General features: G+C 39.5%; 13 protein-coding genes and 1 pseudogene. 1 reads left to right on the top strand and 13 read right to left on the bottom strand.

Annotated features, from left to right (window positions below; all coding sequences use genetic code 11):
- Window positions 1-4: 4 nt before the first annotated feature.
- The 8 genes from B2400_RS07615 to B2400_RS07580 all read right to left on the bottom strand — a co-directional run bounded on the left by B2400_RS07615 (window position 5) and on the right by B2400_RS07580 (window position 10,448).
- Window positions 5-3,259: a SusC/RagA family TonB-linked outer membrane protein gene (locus tag B2400_RS07615; RefSeq protein WP_293932296.1), complete on the bottom strand. Its 3,255-nt coding sequence runs from the start codon at window positions 3,257-3,259 to the stop codon at window positions 5-7.
- A 118-nt stretch (window positions 3,260-3,377) separates the two neighbouring features.
- Window positions 3,378-4,484, bottom strand: a complete 1,107-nt coding sequence (locus tag B2400_RS07610; protein WP_293932294.1) for an alanine racemase — start codon at window positions 4,482-4,484, stop codon at window positions 3,378-3,380.
- Window positions 4,474-5,832, bottom strand: coding sequence for a hypothetical protein (locus tag B2400_RS07605; protein WP_293932292.1), 1,359 nt, complete (start codon window positions 5,830-5,832; stop codon window positions 4,474-4,476). Before B2400_RS07605 ends, B2400_RS07610 begins: the two co-directional genes overlap by 11 nt.
- A 2-nt stretch (window positions 5,833-5,834) precedes the next feature.
- Window positions 5,835-6,914, bottom strand: a complete 1,080-nt coding sequence (locus tag B2400_RS07600) for a dipeptidase (protein ID WP_260039684.1) — start codon at window positions 6,912-6,914, stop codon at window positions 5,835-5,837.
- A complete protein-coding gene (locus B2400_RS07595) occupies window positions 6,907-7,758 on the bottom strand; it encodes a 3-hydroxyacyl-CoA dehydrogenase family protein (RefSeq protein WP_260039686.1) in 852 nt (283 codons plus the stop codon). The genes B2400_RS07600 and B2400_RS07595 overlap by 8 nt, the downstream gene beginning before the upstream one ends.
- Before the next feature lie 20 nt (window positions 7,759-7,778).
- Window positions 7,779-9,083, bottom strand: a complete 1,305-nt coding sequence (locus tag B2400_RS07590; protein WP_293932289.1) for an aspartate aminotransferase family protein — start codon at window positions 9,081-9,083, stop codon at window positions 7,779-7,781.
- On the bottom strand, window positions 9,070-10,056 hold the full coding sequence (locus B2400_RS07585; RefSeq protein WP_293932287.1) for a 3-hydroxyacyl-CoA dehydrogenase family protein: 987 nt from the start codon (window positions 10,054-10,056) through the stop codon (window positions 9,070-9,072). Before B2400_RS07585 ends, B2400_RS07590 begins: the two co-directional genes overlap by 14 nt.
- A 5-nt stretch (window positions 10,057-10,061) precedes the next feature.
- Complete coding sequence (locus tag B2400_RS07580) at window positions 10,062-10,448, bottom strand: Rid family detoxifying hydrolase (RefSeq protein WP_260039691.1); 387 nt, start codon at window positions 10,446-10,448, stop codon at window positions 10,062-10,064.
- Window positions 10,449-10,753: 305 nt separating this feature from the next.
- Between B2400_RS07580 and B2400_RS17920 the strand changes: the two are divergent.
- Window positions 10,754-10,849: pseudogene (locus B2400_RS17920) on the top strand (IS982 family transposase); the annotation flags it as partial.
- 424 nt (window positions 10,850-11,273) lie between these two features.
- Here the strand turns inward: B2400_RS17920 and B2400_RS07575 are convergent.
- Genes B2400_RS07575 through B2400_RS07555 form a run of 5 tightly spaced genes read right to left on the bottom strand, consistent with a single transcriptional unit; the run spans window position 11,274 to window position 17,708 of the window.
- Window positions 11,274-12,149, bottom strand: a complete 876-nt coding sequence (locus tag B2400_RS07575) for a phosphodiester glycosidase family protein (RefSeq protein WP_293932284.1) — start codon at window positions 12,147-12,149, stop codon at window positions 11,274-11,276.
- Between the two features lie 15 nt (window positions 12,150-12,164).
- Window positions 12,165-13,304: a YdcF family protein gene (locus B2400_RS07570; protein ID WP_293932282.1), complete on the bottom strand. Its 1,140-nt coding sequence runs from the start codon at window positions 13,302-13,304 to the stop codon at window positions 12,165-12,167.
- 1 nt (window position 13,305) lies between these two features.
- A complete protein-coding gene (locus tag B2400_RS07565) occupies window positions 13,306-15,000 on the bottom strand; it encodes a BACON domain-containing protein (RefSeq protein WP_293932280.1) in 1,695 nt (564 codons plus the stop codon).
- A 4-nt stretch (window positions 15,001-15,004) separates the two neighbouring features.
- A complete protein-coding gene (locus B2400_RS07560; protein WP_293932278.1) occupies window positions 15,005-15,937 on the bottom strand; it encodes a sugar phosphate isomerase/epimerase family protein in 933 nt (310 codons plus the stop codon).
- A gap of 1 nt (window position 15,938) precedes the next feature.
- Window positions 15,939-17,708 (bottom strand): RagB/SusD family nutrient uptake outer membrane protein, encoded by a 1,770-nt coding sequence (locus tag B2400_RS07555; RefSeq protein WP_293932276.1) that lies wholly within the window; start codon window positions 17,706-17,708, stop codon window positions 15,939-15,941.
- Between the last annotated feature and the right edge of the window lie 7 nt (window positions 17,709-17,715).

Here is a 17,715-nt window from a genome sequence, read left to right as displayed (position 1 = left end):
GGGATTAAAAAGCTGCTTTCAGTCCAACAGAGAAATTTCGAGGGATTGGATAACGTCCTTGGTCGGTACCGCCATCCTCAGGATTCATTCCTGTATATTTTGTGAAGTAATATAAGTTGCTTCCCGTAACATTCACGCGTACATTGTTTAACTTAATACGTTCAGTCCATGCTGAAGGAAATTGGTAAGCCAAAGTTACTTCGCGTAACGCGAGATAGTCTCCTTTTTCATAGAATTTGGAGTTTGTAGAAGATAAATGGTAAGCACTTCCTCTCCAGTAACTGTAGTTTGCTGTACCTGGTATGTATTGAGGACGTTCAGCAATATCTCCATCTTGCTTCCAACCCATTTCAACCATTTCCTGGGGGATGTTTAAGTTTTGGGCCCAATGCCCACTTAAAAAGATTTTCGCATAATTGTAGATGGTATGCCCCTTTGTGTAATCCAAACGTGCATATAAAGAGAATCCTTTATAGTTTAGGGAAGTGGAAAGACCTCCTGTTATGGTTGGAAAAGGATTTCCTAAATAAGCTAAATCGCGTGTATCTAAGGTGTCATTACGATCCAAATCGGCATAATTTACATCACCGCCATATTTGGTTTTATTTGCAAAAGGCATAGTTAGATCGACAGGGGCATTCGCAGCTTCTGAATCAGTACGGTATATGCCATTTTGCAACCACCCATAAAAATCCCCTATGCGGCCACCCTCTTGTAACCCTCCACCCCAAACATATCCGCCAGAAGCATTATCCCAAACATATACACCACCGACACGGTTATTCAAAACTCCGTTATCTGGTAATTTCAATATTTTAGTTTTGGTAGTAGTAATATTGAATCCTATATTCCACGCTAACTCCGAAGTTCTGCGTAGAATATCCGCGTTTAGTTCCACTTCAATACCTTTATTTTGAAGACTACCTAAGTTAGTTGAAATGCTGGAAAAACCTGTGGATGGTGGAAGTGTTAAATTAGTAATCAAATCATCCGTTTTTCTATTGTAGTAATCGAATAAGATGTTGAATCGGTTATCCATAAACCCTAAATCCACCCCGAAATCTAATGTTTTGGACTGTTCCCATTTTAGGTTCGGGTTAGCAAGAACTGTATTGGTTACTGCAGATTCACCTAAATAACGGTTACCCACCGAATAAGATCCTTGCGCATGGAAATCAGATAATCCTGAGATGTTACCATTTACCCCATAACTTGCTCTCAACTTGAATGTGGAAAAATAAGGTTTTGTAACTTGGAAGAAATCTTCCTTATGTACATTCCATCCCAAAGATACTCCTGGGAAAAATCCCCATCGGTAATTTGTACCTAAGTTAGAAGCACCATCGTACCTAGCAGTTAAGGAAAGCAGGTATTTTTGAGCATAATTATAATTTAAGCGGGTGAAATAACCTACCATAGCAAATAAACTCTCATTTCCTCCTACTGATACGGGAGTAGAAGAGGCATTTAAAGTTGGAATTAAATCAGTTGCCGCTCCTTGACCAGACGCACTCAAGCCAAATACATATCTACGGAAGTATGAAAAACCAAGCATGGCATCGAAAGCATGATTACCATAGCTTTTGGTATAATTACCAATAAGGTCGGCTTGGGTTTGCATTGTTTTATTGTATCCAGAAGATGCAGGTCGGGTTGTGTTGATATTACCCACGCCATTCATATAGGAATGAATAAAGGAATAGTTATCACCAGCTACTTTGTATAGGGATACATGCGGAGAAATAGTTAATCCTTCTATAGGTTTCCAATCTCCAGAAAGTGCCAGCGTTAAATTCTCATTGGCATTTTTATTGTCTCTTTTGTTTAAGTAATAAACAGGATTACCAGTGCTACGACCTTGTCCAGGGGCTAAAGTTCCATCCTCAAATGTATATTTAGCTGTCGGAGCCATACCAGCTGCTCGGAAGAATAGTTCTGTATCACTGTAAACCGAATTGTTAGTTGCATAGCTATACATCATTTTTCCATTGACAGTCAATTTATCATTTACCTTTAAATCAGAATTCAAGTTTGCAGAAATACGATCATAGAAGGTCGTAATCGCAATACCATTACTCTTCATATAACCAATACTCGCATTTACCGTCGCGCGATCTGTGCCACCCGAAACCGATAGATGGTGATCATTAGTGGTACTGTTTTGGAATAAGATATCCTGCCAATTGGTTTCTTGGAAAATGATGGTTTTACCTGGATTAATTGGATCCTCCATTGATTGCCACCCCTCGTTCAATTTATGCTTATTAGCATCAGTAAGATATTGTGTGGTAAATCCTGTATTGTTGGTCAAATCATTTCCTGTACCAAAACCAATAGGTTGTGTTAATTGATTGATCGAGCCTGGAACTTTTCGTTCCGCTATTTGAGCACCCACACGTGCATAATAGATGTAATCCCTAGCAGAAGCCAACTCGTACAATTGACCAACTTTTGAAGAAGTAAGGTTATAAGAATATTCTATTTTAGTACGATTAGAATCACCCGATTTCGTGGTGATAATCACTACTCCATTAGATCCTCTTGCTCCATAAATGGAAGTAGAAGCAGCATCTTTTAGTACCTGCATAGAGGCAATGTCATCGGAGTTGATATCATTCATATTCGACCGAATAACCCCATCGATTATATATAGCGGACTTGCGCCATTCGGATTGTTAATGGACGTTCCTCCACGGATTATCACACGGGGAGCTGCTCCTGGCTGGCCTGAAGTACTTTGAACGCGTACGCCAGAAACCGTTCCTTGTAAGGCAGAAGCCGGATTCGCGAAGGTTACATTTTCTAAGACCTTCTCATCAAGCTTAGAAATGGCCGTTGTTAAAGTTTCTCTGGATTGTGTTCCATATCCTACGACCAACACTTCATCAATATTGGTGTCATCATTCTCCAAACTAATAGAGGTTAATAAAGGACTATCTGCTGGGATTTCTAAGCTTTTCTTTCCAACGGAACTGATCAACAATATACTCTGACTTGATCTTACCTGGAGGGCAAAAGTTCCATCTTCTGCGGTAAATGTTCCGTTTTGAGTTCCTTTTTCAGTAATCGTTACGCCCGAAAAAGGATTCTTATCTTGATCTATTACCTTTCCTCTCACTGTCGTTTGGGCATATGCCAAGATATTAAAACATACGAAAAACAACAGCAATACCGCCCGATTCAGCAACCCGCTACGATTCACGACAGCTAATTTATAGCTCCCTGATTTACTTAAATTCAATTTTAAATTTTTAATCATAATTGTTAGGAAATTGATTGTTAAGTATTGATACTATCTCAAAGATAGACCTAAGCCACTCTCGCTTCTACTACTTTTATGTAGATTATAGATACAATATTTCAGAAGGTTTTAGGGTTTAATACCGACCGGCGATTGCCCAAGTATTTTTGACTTCTTGATGTTCAACTACTTGATAAAAAGGATACCAAGCCACTGTAGGACAGACATGATATGGAATACCATATAACTCTTGACCCACCTGAATACCTTCCCATTCTGAAGCGGGAACTTCCAGAACCAAATGTTCTTCGCTTTGGAATTTAGGAATCCAATTCGAATGCTCTGGAAAATGAAAACGTTGTTCGATCGGACTCTCCGATGCAACGGATTTATATCCTAAATCAAGACATATATGGTTTATAGTAGGTTTAGAAATGATTCTTGTAAACAAAATAGCGGCAAAATCAAAAGATTGCTCGGGTAGATTTTCGTGATATCCCCAATCCCAAAGCATAAAGGTGCCTGGACTACATTCTACAAACGGATAATTCATGTAGATTGGAAAGGTATTAGAACCTCCAAAGGCACAAATAAGTTTTTCGTTGGCTTTCTCTTCTACAATTTTCAGCACCTTTAGAAACTCTTGAAAATAAGATTCTACCACTTTAGTTCGATCAGCTAAATCTATTACTCGGATATGTCCATCATAACCATGGAAACCTTTTATGTCTAAGTTATTTAAATTCAATAATTCATCGTAAAAATCCTCGAGATTTTGGATAATAACACCTGTTCTTCCCATGCCCAAGTTCACATCTATGTAGACGGGCACCATTATTTCCAGTTCTTTAGCAAATTGATCCATAGATTGTGCAGCCGAGATTGAATCAACCAAGCATTGTAACTTAATTCCAGGATTTTGTTTCACCATATCTAGGAATTGTTCCATTTGGTAGGCAATCAAAGGATACGCAATTAAGATATCTTTTACGCCCAGTTCTAGTAATAAGGAGCTTTCTTTTAAAGTAGCACATTTAAATTTTCGGATTCCGACATTCAATTGCATTTGAATCAACTCTTTAGATTTGATTGTTTTAATATGCGGTCTGAATCGATTTAAATCTATTTGTTTTTTGATTTTTTCCAAATTGGATTTCACCATATCCGGATAGACTAATAAGCTTGGACTTGCTAGTTTAGAAGTATCTTTAATATGATAAGTATCTTTAAAATTATCGCTCATTACTTTTCAATTTTTTAATCATACTAACCATGCATGCTATTACCTTTTCTTCTGCATTTTCTTCCAGAAAACTACTGCGACAACGCCAGGTTTCATATCCTCCATTTATAAATTCATTTGCTGGCGGGACATATCCCACGTAATCATTTGCCAGACAGATACTGAAATAGAAATCACTTTCTTGTTTTAAAGCTTTCCCTGAGGCACTAAAAAACTCTCCTCCTAATCCTCCAAATAATACTTTTCCAATTCGGAAACATTGGACTGGAAAAAAGATTTGCTGTGGAATTGACTCCAATAATACCTGCTCTCTGGCATACACTTTCTCATATAAATCTTTATCCGTATATGCCACAGCTTCATAATCCGTTTTCGCTAGAATTGAATAAGATTCTTTCAATAAGTCTGGAGAAATTAATCGTTTATTTAAAGATATTTCCTGATATAGAACTTCCAAATCTGCCTCGGTTTCCCAACTCAATGCATCAATTGAGGTAAAAACTGCTTCTGCGATATCTTCACCTATATATTTACTTTTTTCGTGATAATTTTTTGGATATCTGTCTCCATCTATGAAATCCCAAATATTTACTTCCCCACTGGTTCCATTACTCATCATGCTTACTATGCCATTCGAATTAAGTAGAGAAGCAATCTTATTGGAAAAATAGCCAAAATAATCTGCTGTAATTGTACCTCTTTCACAATCACCGACATAATGCAATCCATAATTAGCCAATAATCCAATCCACTCGTCAGATCCATTTTTGATTCCTATAAAACAAACTTCAGGATCAGGAATGCTAGTTCGTTCTATAATTTCCAATTCATGTCCAAAAGGGTTGGTTTTTATAGCATCTACGGTTTTTAAGACTGGATTCCAGGGTTGATATGAATCTTTCATCCGATATCTTCTAGATGTTAAGTGATCAGGCTTAAGAACTTTGCCGAAAGCAATTTTAATCTTTTGTTCTTTCTGAACAACTGCGGTTGCTAATTTCAACAGTTTTTCAGCCAATTGATTTCTATAAGCTAAGTCGATATGCCCCATCAAAAGATCAGCTATACTTCCTGTGGAATGAGCATGCGTACTTGAAATTAATTGATTGGACGCTGGAACTCCGATACTTTGTTCAATGCCAGCTTTCAAGCTGTCTAGGAAATCTCGCTTCATTACACAGATATCCACGACCATTATCAACAACTTCGTCTTTCCGTCGTGCATATAAATCGCTTTGGCGAATAAAGGATCAGCTATTTTGTTGGCATATCTTGTTGTAAATTCACCATTGATCAAAGTTCCTAAAGAAGGGGTAATATCGATTTGATCTGTATTTCCGTATAACATTATTATTTCCAATTATTTCTTAAAAATCGAAGCCAATTTCCATGAAAAATATCATCAATTTGTTGGTCAGTATATCCTCTATTTTGAAGCAAGAATTCATATTTCTGTAGATCCGATATCGCGTTTAAATCCCAAGGAGATTGCTCCGTACCAAAAATACCATCCAAATCACTTCCAATACCAATATGCTGAGCATTTCCTGCAATCTGGCATATATGATCCCAATGGTCAATCAGCATTTCTAATTTAATATCCAGTTGCCAAGGATCAGATACTGTATCAATAAACCTTACATCCATCGCCCAACAATCAAGCATTCCCCCTATTACTGCCCCTCTATTTATCAATCTCTTGATTTGATCATCTGTCAACTGCCGTTGGTTTGGAACGATTTTTCGCACATTATGATGACTTGCCCAAATCGGTCCGTCATAAAAATCCAATACTTCATCGAAACCTTCATCGGTTAAATGCGTTACATCTAAAATCATATGAAGTTTGCTCATTTCACGCATAAGCTCATAAGCCTTAGGATCTAATTTCCCGCTTTTTCTAGTTCCTGGAGCATATCGTCCCGGACCGAAATGAGATAGTCCCAATGCCCTCAGACCGTAAGAATGAGCCTCATACAAGTAATCAACATTCACTAAAGAATCAGCGCCTTCTAAGCTCAAAATGTAACCGATCGGTAATCCGTCTTTGTTTTCCGTTGCATTCCATTCATTGAGATGATGCTCCAAATCAGCAAGGTTTTGTATTAATTTCATTTCACCCAACTTCTCCATTTCCTTGTACCACAATCGCTGAGCTTGAGTCATGGCCCAAGCTTGCTGCGGAGAATTCCATCCAGGCAATCCTGTTCCTAAAGGGGTTACCCGTGACAATTGTGTCGCAACAACGATCCCAATATTTCCAGCCCGAAGCTCAGGAAAGCATACTGTGCCGTTCCCTCTATCGGGTTTATCTTTCATAAATAGTTCTCGCTGCCTAATTTCCTGCAAACTCTTACGGAGATCACGATTCCATTCTATAGCATTCATGGCTAAATCTAAATGGGCATCAAAGATCAATCTCTTACTCATGGTTCAACCTCCTTTCATAATGTTGAATATTTTTCTCAATAAGGGCATTTATTTCGTCAGAAAAGTCTTCTAACACATCTTCCCATTTTTCAAAATCTCCTTCTTCGTAAGAGTATAGACCAACAGTTGCCCGCATTCCCGTTTTTCCTGCAGATACCTTATCCACAAACCAAGATGGAAGTTCCGAGCAATTGGAAAGTTCAGGATTCAAATCTTTCATGACAAAAGCGTAGGCTACGGTGCCCATTAGATCCATATAGAGATAATTTCCCGTAAAGGGCATGTAATAGCCTGCATCGTTCCTACATGCCCGATCCACACTTTCAATGCTGGCATAACCGTTATCGACCAAATAAAAAGCCTCTCTAGTCATGGCCGCCAACATAAAAGCCCGTGCACTAATGCCATTTTTTACCATATAAGGATCCTTCTCTAATACCTTGCTTCCAAATTCTGTTAAAAAATCAATCTGATCGTTGGAATTTGTTTTCGTAGATATGATTTCCATGAACAAGGATTTCTGTTTTGGAAAGCTTAGATTTAAGCCTAATACCTCGAGCTGAGTCGCATCTTGAAGATCATGAAGATTTACTGAGTCCAGGTTAACAGTTATGATGCCATCTTTCTTTAAGTAAGGTTTAAGGCTTCTCAACATATTGACCTTTTCTTCTTGATTATCGGAGCAAAAGATAAAGATTAAATCGGCTTTAATAGTGGAATTGGAATTAACAGTTGTATCGAACGTAGTCACTGATAAGGATTTTTCAATCAAAAAGTTGTATAAAGCTTGGGAAATTCTAGAATATCCGGAAACAATAATCTGCAAATCAGAAGTATTAATCATTTCTTTTAGAGCAATTTAAGTTAAAAATGTTTTAATACTTTGCCAGCTGCTACTAATGCTTTATTTACATCTTCATCTGTTGTTGTGGAACTGATATACCATAATCCTCTTCCAATCACCCGAATTCCCTCTTCATGAAGCTGACTGATAAATTGATTTAATTTTGCTTTATCGTTTTGTAGCAAATCGCGGTACTCATATTGTGCTTTCAGGTTAGTAAATGAAGTATTAAACATTGGCCCCGGACCTTGTACCAATAAATTTTGTCCATGTTTAGCTGCTAGCTCCTCCAAGCCAGATTTTAAATCATTCCCTAATCGAAATAATCGACTGTAGACGTCAGTATCAGCTTGTAGTTCTTCGATCGTCGCAAGCGACGCTGCTACAGTTGGATTACTGGCATTCATAGTTCCGGCATGAATAACACGTCCTGAAGATATTTCTTCCATCCATTCTTTCTTTCCAACTATGGCACTGATAGGATATCCGGAACCCATGGCTTTCGCATAGATGCTAAGATCGGGTTGGATATTAAAATATCCCTGTGCTCCTGATAGGCTCATACGGAAACCAGTGATTACTTCATCAAAAATTAATGCAATTCCATATTTACTGGTTAATTCCCTCATCTTTTCCAAATAGCCCGCTCTAGGGGGAATACAACCATTATTACACATAATCGGTTCAGTGATCACAGCTGCCAATTCATCCTTGTATTTTCCAATGGTCTTTTCTAATAATTCGACATCATTCCACGGAATTAAGATGAATTCCGAGGAGCTAGATACTGCCATACCTTGGCTCCAGGGAGAGATGTTCGGCTTATCTCGGCTTCCAAACCCTCCTTGAGGCACAGAAATTCCATAAGCTACATTGTCTAACCATCCGTGGTAATGTCCCTCAAACCTTAAGAATAGGTTCCTTTTCGTCTTGGATCTAGCCACGCGGAAAGCGGTCTGCACTGCTTCAGATCCATCCAAGCAAAAACGCATCAATTCCGCTGTAGGTATAATCTCTTGGAGCTTTTCCGCCAATTCAATTTCTTTCAAATGTTGACCTGCATACAACTGCCCTTCCCTTGAGTAAGATTCTACCGCATCCAATACTCTTTTATTTGAATGACCTAGAATTAAAGGTCCTTGGCTTAGAGTAAAATCTATATATTCATTTCCATCTACATCTCGAATCATACTCCCGTGGGCATAATCATAAAATAAAGCATGCGGATGATTATATTTTCTAAATTCGGAAGAAACTCCCGAAGCTAAAACCTTACTTGCCCTATCCAATAATTCCTTGGATTTAGCATATCTATTGTTTTCCATTTGGTTCTGCTAAGTTTAATTCTTTCAATCGATTTCTATATCGATCCGCTAATCGATAAATCTCTTCATTGAAAATTGCGAAATTATGTTCTAGCTGTTTGGCGGATTGTTCACTGTGGGGATAAAGTCCTTTCAAATTATGAATTCCTCTCCCCTTCGTTTGTAATATTTCTTCCATCTGTCTTGGAACCTCGTGGCTATTGCTTAGTTTTGGAAAAATGGTTTGAAAGGTTTGTAAATAGTGATTTAAACCTATATAGTCCATTCTTTTAAAGATTCCCATGATGGTTATCCAAGATCCTATATCATATTGGAAACACTTATCCAATCCAGCCATACCCACCACACCTTGGTTTATTAGTTCAAAACCTTGTCGGTAAGCTGCATATAAAAGTCTATTAGTAATAAATCCTCGGATATCTTTATACAACAGAGTTGGCTCCTTTTCCCAAGAAATAGCCTCTTCTTGAACCATTTCAGCTAGCGACACATCCGTTTTCCCACCACAGGTAATCTCCAAGAATCGCGTTGCGTAAGCAGGTTCTGCCCAATGTATGCCCATAAAACGACTTGGATGCTGTAAATACTGTTGTAGGATATTGATGGGAATTGCCGACGTATTGCTCGCTATCACACAACTTATCGGAACGACGGCTTCAATTTGTTGGTAGACTAATTTTTTAATCTCTTCCAATTCGATGATGCATTCAATCACTAATTGACAGTTAAGTAAAGCTTTATAATCACTTGACACTGTAAGATTCCTTGTGGAAGTTGGTTGATTTTCTTTAATAAGATGCATGTCATCAGCTAATTGCAATTGCTCCAGAATGCGCTGTGTACCTTCTTCCAATTCTTCGGGCAGTGGTGTAACAGCAATTACTTGACAACCCGATTTCAATAGAGCAACAATAATACTACTGCCCATCAATCCGAGTCCAACAACTCCGATAATATGTAGCTTTTCCGACATGTATTCTATTTTAATTTTGCAATACAATCAATCTCCACCTTTATTCCTTCTGCTAACACAGATTGGACAGTTGTCCTCGCCGGCCGTACACCATTGAAATAGGTCCCATATACTTTATTGAAAGCGCTAAAATCCTGGATATCTGCCAAATGCACAGTGCATTTTAGTACATTATCCATGCTTGTACCCGCATTTTCCAAAATTGCTTTAATATTCTCCATTGACCTAATGGTCTCCTCTTCGATGGTACCTAACACAAAGGCGGAAGTTTTGAAATCTACGGCAGCTTGCCCACTAACAAATACCAAATCCCCTACATGAACGGCATCTGAATATGCACCAGTCACAAAGTTAGGGTCACGATCTGGATGAACTACTTTTCTCTTTTCCATAATTTCATTAATTAATGAATCAAAACTAAGGGAAGAACTGCCGAATAGCCTATGTATTTATTTAGATTGCTTATACTATTTTTCAAAACGTCCAACTATGGGTATCTGGTTTGACGAGAAATAATGTTTTAAATGCTAAAAGTGAATTATTGATTGGTTTTTACTTTGAATAATCTCCTTTCTTATTTAACGTGAGTTCGGGATAAGAAAAAGCGTTAAAAAAGAGGCTGTAAAACATAAAACAGACTTGATTTTTGTATATAAATAGTTGTCTATCAATTCAATACAATAATAAATCAAGCCTTATGTTGAGAGATAAAGTTATAGAAATATTCGTTAAAGTAGATGATTTTTGCAAAGAAATCAGGCCCATGTTGGAAGAAAAGCAAATCGATCCGAAATATCCATGAAAATTATTAATGATGAAGCATTAGCCACCGTTTTCAAGCTACGGGATTTGTCATTTAAACGAGAGGACATTTCTGAAACTCAACGAAAGGAATTAGTTGACTATAACAATAAGGTACCTGTAGAATCATTCAATAAGCACTATGTTAGTAGCGATTCGACAATTAAAAATCAAACAATTGAAAAGTTTCTTTTAGATGAAATGTAAAGTTAATGTTGAAGTTTTTAACTTAAATAGGAATAAAAGACTCCTCAACATAAACCGCTGTATTTTTTATTATTTATTATTTGTTCTTTAGGACGAGAGTGTTTAAAACCTAAAACCCGATTACATCCGTTAAAAAAAGGCACAAAACTTGATTTGTGCCTTTCAAGGAAGCGAACTAATAAATTCTCTTCCACAAAAATTTAAATTGTTTATTTCACGGTAAATACTGTCGCGACTGCACGTTCACCCTCATGATCAAATTTTCCATTATCGGATGGGAAATTCACGACTCCATCCCCATTTACCCATGCGGTGCTTGAACCACCGCCATCATAATTTAATGCAGCAACGCAGCCTAATGCCTTCATGAGTGAAGACAACTGTGGAATGCTCAATCCTTGCGATTGAGAAGAACGCCCATCGACAACGACCACAATCATTTTCTGATCTGCTGTTATTCCCACAGCCGTCCGTGGGTGTCTAGCCGTATTGAAATCCACATTCAATTGTGACAACTCTTCGCCATTTTGGATCAATAGCGGACCACCAGCCAGTGCAACAGGTTCTGCGACCGAGGTCCATCCGGAAGAAGGTTTTGAAACAATCTTTGGTTTTCCGGAAGCGTCGATTACCATTGCTCCGTTTTCCCGATAAGGATTAAAGCCATTCACCGTCGGATTTTGAATTACATTATCGTGTTTGAAGAATACGGTTGAGCCACCAACACTGGTATTGAAATAAGAGCCATTAAATGCAACCAATGCATTGGCTCTTGTGGCAGCATCGCTCGTTTTCAAGAATCCTGTTTTCACATAGGGGATTTCGATATCAAAGCCCTTGGTCAAATCTATTTCGAACATGTTGATATATTGCTTTGATTCAAAAATCTGCGAAAACTGCACATGCTTCCAGGTTATCCCGTCCGTCACCTGCTTGATTTTCCAATCGGCTTTCTCTAAAGTCTCCTGGATACTTAAAGTTTGATCCTGGGAGTAATCGTAGGGCAATTGGGTCCCATCGTTCTTTTCACAAGAGGTGAAAAGCAAAAGGAAAACTAGGTAGTATATAAAATTAAATTTTTTCATGAATTGGTTGTTTTATTAGTAATTCACCCATTTTAAGCGTAATGGTTTAACTTGCTTTACTGTTCTTTTTTTAAGGTCAAGTGTTAATACCTCCATATTCCTGTAGAGCTGTATTTCTTTGGTCTGTTGGTTTATTGAGGCGGCATTCACATTGCTTTTCCCCCATCCAAACGGCCAACTCTTAAAATATTGATCAGCGGAGCTCTCTGTTACAAAATCATAGTATTTTCCCTTCTTCTTTGCGATAAGTAATTTGGAATCTGAGAAGAGGTACAATGTCCCTTCCTGTATAAATCCGGTATTCATGGAATGCTTCCATGATTCGGGGGCATTTCTCAGCAGCTCATGCCAATCATATGGCGCACTTTTTTCGCCTGTAAACTTATCCATATTCTGAAACTTAATACCATCCCAAATCACCCACTGCTTTCCGTCATCTATGAAATGTAAGTCCTTTTCAAGCTCGAGACTTTTCAGAAGATCCATTTCTGAACTTAACTTCTTTACAGAATAGGATGTATTATCTGGATTGCTGACATACAGAAGATTACCCATTAGATAATAAACAGAATCTTTCTTTGACCATACGGCGTCGGGAGTCAACCAAGTGCCTTTGGCGATAAACTTTTCATTATCGCTCTCCCCATTAAAAATATTGACATAGTCCAGCTTATCGGTCTCCTTAGGCTGTTGGGAACCTTCAATAAAAAATCGGGCCACCACGCCATCGTATTTTTGTAATCGTGCGGCAACCGATACAGCATGCCAATGGTTGGAAACCACAAAAACGGTATCTCCAGGCTGCATGATTCTTTCTCCTGATTCGTTCTCCAATACCCTACTGAATATATAATTCTGAACGGTGGTCTTTGCATTCTCTTCTTTATGAATTATTTCTGGGGGGATTCCGCTTGCCTTCATCTGGTCGAACATTCTACTGGCCTCACATATACTCGAGCCATGCGCAGCACATCCTCCTGAAACAATAATGTCGTCAAAGGTTTGAATCTTATATAGACGCAAAGCGATCTGTATGCGTTCATCCAATACTTTTGGATCTGCCGATCCCAAGACCAGCATGATGGTCTTGGAATGACAGAAAACCGAAAATAGGCTGATACCACTTAGAAGTATGCTCAAAGCAATCTTTTTCATGTTATTTTATTAAAGCGCCCATGATTTTATCCATACGTTCGTTGCCATTTTTATCGGCATTGATTTGGCTTTCCAAGACCGGATTATAGGTCTGTCCCAGGGTTGTTAGGGAGCTGCCATTTAATCCATGCATTAACGCCGGGTTATTAACGCCCATCGGTACATATTGAGCGCTTAACATGGTTGCCGGGTTGAAGGAAAGGTCCGACACTACGGATCCTGCTTCCGAATAAACTTGACCGGCAATTGCAGAGCTCTTGATAATTGGTGCAATTCCTGCATTATCCGTATAGGCATCCACATCGGTAGAACTTGCATCCTGTTTGTTTCCAGAGATAATGGAATTGACGATGGTCAGGTTATTCACTTTTGAACGGCGATATACACCTGCGCCAGGCCCTGGAATCTCATTTCCTGTAATGGTAGAACTGATGATATCTATTTTACAATCATCATACAGCATCACTGCTCCACCACCGTTCTTAGAGGTGCTTTTATTTCCTACCAATAAGCAGTTCACCAAGATCCCTGTAGATTTTTCCCGAAGGTATAACCCGGCACCATACGAGGTATTGCTATTTTGGCTCACTTCAGAGTTATAGAGAATAATCTTAGCATTTGGGTAACCATGCACACCGCCCGCCGTGCCGCGTGCATTGTTGCCGTTGAACTGGGAATTATAAGCCGTTAAATTGGAAGTGTGCATCCATACGCCACCACCGTTGTTTCCTGTATTTGTGTTATTATTGACTTTAGAATTCTCCATAATGACATCAGCCGAACCAAAAGCGTACATACCGGCAGCAAACCCAACAGTTCCTTTATCTGCTGTTGCTTTGTTATCGATAATTTCCACAGCCTTTAAATGTACCTGTGAACCACCAATAGCTATTCCACCACCCTGTCCACGGCTAAAATTAAGCCCATTAATGGATATATTGGTACTTCGATCCGTTGCATTACCTCCGGTAATCACCAATCCTTCGATATATACCTGAGACTCCGCTTCTTTAGCAGCCGTTACTGTCACGGTATGGAATGCTTGTTTCCCACTGGGAAGCCTGCCATCAAGAATCGTTTTGTACAGCGATGCATTAGGTTTTGCACCGATACTTGCATCTGATGAGAAACCACCTATCAGGCTGATATTCTTATTGATTTCAAAAGTTTTATCAGATTCCTCAGCGGAGTCTCCATTACGGATGGTTTTAAACGGTGTATATGTCCCTTCCATCAGATAGATCGTACTTCCTGTGGTGGCTTTTTCCATAGCCGCATGAAAGGTTGATGGACTTTCCCAAGAAGATCCATCTCCGCTCCCGTTCGGGCTAACAAAGAATACCGGCACTTTCCCTGATTCCTGGCTCACCAGGACCTGCTTAGAAATCTCATCATTAATGCGAACGGTAATAATTCCCGATCGTTCATCGTCCTCATTTGCTTGAACCTCAAAAATAACTTTACGTTTTCCTTTTTCAAGTTCGGAGGTATCCAATACGATCCAGTCTACATCCGACTCCAACAGCATATTTTCGTTGGAAAGGACATCAAATTGGTATTTCCCTGTTTTACTTCCAACCTCCATCAATTCTGTGCCCGCCATTAACTTCTCTTCAAATGTTTCCTTATCCTTTTTACAGGAAGAAAATCCAAAAAGAATCGTGATCATTAGCAAAAGGCTATATATACTCTTCATTATTTCATTTTTTAATTGTTAAACTCGTTTGATAAGCATCCCACAGATGCTGATAGCAATCCACAATTTCCTTTTCATCATTGTATTTGCACTCATGCATATACACCCCCTTATACTTGATCTTTTCCAATGTGGCAAAGATGCTGTTCCAGTCATTTTTCCCTCGGGTATCACAAGGTAGATAATGGTATTCGGCCGTACCGTCGCCGTTGGAAACATGCAAGGTTTTCACTCTGGATCCAAATGACGCTAATAAATGTTGAGGTTCAGCAATATGACAAAAATCAACTGCCAGGCCAACATCTTTAGGAAAGCCCTGAAAAAGCTCTAAACACTCCTCTACGGACCGCATCAAAGGTCGTTCGCGGCCATTTACCGTTAAGGACGGCCCCAACATGTTTTCCACCACCATATTCGAACCGATGGCTTTCACTTCTTTATTCAGGTACGCCACGGACTTTTGCAACTGCGCTTTTCGCTCGCTACGTTCATTAAGCCGCAGATAAAACGACGGGTGGAACAGGATAATCTCTGCCTTCACCGGCTTTAACACCTGAAGTACATTCCTTTGTGCCTCCATTACGTGCAATCTTCCTTCTTCATCTACCCGGGAGATGTCCAGGTGTAGACTAAAAGGCATGTGGATCGACCAAACCTTCACTTTGTTCCTTTTGAGAATAGCAGCAACTTCCTTTATTTTCGATGTCCATGAAGGGTCGACCTGAGTCGATTGGAGGTTTTTGTCAAGCAAGGCACCAATGCCGGAGAGTTCAATATAATTGATTCCCAAACTCTTGATGTACTGCATCTTTTGGTCCGTAATTTTTTGGAAATCCAAGGCATAGCCAATCGGAAACTTTGGCGCCTTAGCTTCGGCCTGCCCAAAAAGGACAAATAAGCCGAAGCATAAAACGAGTAAACAGCATATCTTTTTCATCTTATTTCCAACCTGGGTTCTGTACTAAATTTTTATTCAAGATCAAATCCTCGGAAGGCAATGGCGCAAAATAATCCCTTTGCTCATCGAAAACTCCTCCTTGCGGAAATGGATCTAGATTTCCGGAAGTCGCATTCTGTTGACCAGTTAATGGATTTCTAAGGGTTCTTTGATTGATATTGATAAAGGAAGTGATGGAGGCAGGTGCACCTGCGGTGCTTCCTGTATGCAAAAACACATCCGGAACGGCATCGCCGGTAAAATCATGACTTCCTAAACCGGAGAAATATACTCCGACCATTGGCTTGGTCACTTTCTTGCCCTCTTTCCAACGCATCAGGTCATCCCAGCGTAATCCTTCATTGAAAAGCTCTATCCTTCTTTCTCTTCTTATTTCAAGGATTACCCCTTTATTAGCTGTATTTTCCACATTCGGATACATTTCTTCCAAATAAGGATCCGGATTGGCGTTTGCCTGTACCAAATTCAAATTAGGCATGCCCGCTCTCGCTCTCAATCTGTTGATGGTATTGTCCAGATCCCCTTGCGTTAATGTTCCTAGTTCTGCTTTTGCTTCCGCGTTGACCAATAATGCTTCGGCAAAACGGAAAATAACGATATCGAATACAGAAGCTCCGGTACCCCACTGGGCTCTGTTTGGCAGGGCCTTGATCAGGCGGTAACCTGTCGTGGTGATGTTCAAGGTCACTGGTTCATTCTTTGATTCACCGTTCACTCTGAAATCTGGCCCAGCTGTGGTCTGCGTCAACCGAGGGTCTCTGTTCTGCATCTCCTGGAAAAAAGAATAGGTCTGATAACCGGACTTGTCTGTAAATCGGGAGCCATCATTCATCAGGTAACTATTCACTACATCTTTCATCAGTCCATAGGAACCGGAAGTAGCAGAAGTAAAATTATAAGCCGTGCTATGGACCTTTAGCCCCAATTCGTAGTCAACAGCCAATATTGTTTCTATGGCATCCTGCTTATCACGGGCAAAAAGATTTCGATATGCGGCAGCCGCCCCTCCGTCAGTAAATAAGGTATAAGCAGATGAATTGATCAGCATCTGGGAAGCTTCAACCGCTTCATTCAGGAATTTATCGGCTCCTTCCAGCTTATGATATTTTCGGAATGTCCCTTCGAATAAGGCTACGCGTGACTTCAGTAGCATGGCGGTATACTTAGTCACTAAATTCACCTGCTTCTCTGCGGGAATATGTTCGATGGCATAATCCAAGTCGGCCATAATCGAATCCATTACCAAAAACCGGGAATCTCTCGCTTTAAAAAGATTGGGATCGTTTGCCGATAAGACCTTTCCGTACCAGGGCACGTCACCAAAAGTCTTCACCTTATCGTAATAAAAATACGCTCTAAAAAAACGGGCAATTCCAGCATACTTGGCTTTGGCATCTTCATCGGCTACTTTATGAAAGTTCGCTAGAAAATAATTTATTTTCCGAAGATTTCCCCAAGACCAACCGCCGCTACCGCTGGCAACCGGAACAATCCTATTTCCTTTAATCTTATCGGCAGGATTCAGGGGCATTAAATTATCCGAGTTGGCATCTTCCGAATAAACGGATGTCGTTACCAACATGGTATAAAAATCATTGGTTGCCACTTCCAGATCCTTTGCGGTATTAAAGAAATACGGCGCTTCTACTTGATCCTCTGATGGCCGCTCTAAGAAATCCTTATTACAGGAACCTAGCAAGAAAACACTTGCCACAGCGTATATATAATATTTTATCGTCATTTTTTTCATGATGTTT

It is taken from the genome of Sphingobacterium sp. UBA6645, assembly GCF_002455685.1.
GTDB lineage: Bacteria > Bacteroidota > Bacteroidia > Sphingobacteriales > Sphingobacteriaceae > Sphingobacterium > Sphingobacterium hotanense.
Note: the sequence above shows the minus strand (reverse complement) of the source record. Positions and strands in the feature narration are given on the sequence as shown.

Bases quoted from the DNA above. Each gene is read 5' to 3' on its own strand.
- B2400_RS07565 (WP_293932280.1), bottom strand. From the start codon at position 15,000: ATGAAGAGTATATATAGCCTTTTGCTAATGATCACGATTCTTTTTGGA.
- B2400_RS07600 (WP_260039684.1), bottom strand. From the start codon at position 6,914: ATGAGTAAGAGATTGATCTTTGATGCCCATTTAGATTTAGCCATGAAT.
- B2400_RS07560 (WP_293932278.1), bottom strand. From the start codon at position 15,937: ATGAAAAAGATATGCTGTTTACTCGTTTTATGCTTCGGCTTATTTGTC.
- B2400_RS07605 (WP_293932292.1), bottom strand. From the start codon at position 5,832: ATGTTATACGGAAATACAGATCAAATCGATATTACCCCTTCTTTAGGA.
- B2400_RS07570 (WP_293932282.1), bottom strand. From the start codon at position 13,304: ATGAAAAAGATTGCTTTGAGCATACTTCTAAGTGGTATCAGCCTATTT.
- B2400_RS07590 (WP_293932289.1), bottom strand. From the start codon at position 9,083: ATGGAAAACAATAGATATGCTAAATCCAAGGAATTATTGGATAGGGCA.
- B2400_RS07585 (WP_293932287.1), bottom strand. From the start codon at position 10,056: ATGTCGGAAAAGCTACATATTATCGGAGTTGTTGGACTCGGATTGATG.
- B2400_RS07555 (WP_293932276.1), bottom strand. From the start codon at position 17,708: ATGAAAAAAATGACGATAAAATATTATATATACGCTGTGGCAAGTGTT.
- B2400_RS07615 (WP_293932296.1), bottom strand. From the start codon at position 3,259: ATGATTAAAAATTTAAAATTGAATTTAAGTAAATCAGGGAGCTATAAA.
- B2400_RS07595 (WP_260039686.1), bottom strand. From the start codon at position 7,758: ATGATTAATACTTCTGATTTGCAGATTATTGTTTCCGGATATTCTAGA.
- B2400_RS07580 (WP_260039691.1), bottom strand. From the start codon at position 10,448: ATGGAAAAGAGAAAAGTAGTTCATCCAGATCGTGACCCTAACTTTGTG.
- B2400_RS07610 (WP_293932294.1), bottom strand. From the start codon at position 4,484: ATGAGCGATAATTTTAAAGATACTTATCATATTAAAGATACTTCTAAA.
- B2400_RS07575 (WP_293932284.1), bottom strand. From the start codon at position 12,149: ATGAAAAAATTTAATTTTATATACTACCTAGTTTTCCTTTTGCTTTTC.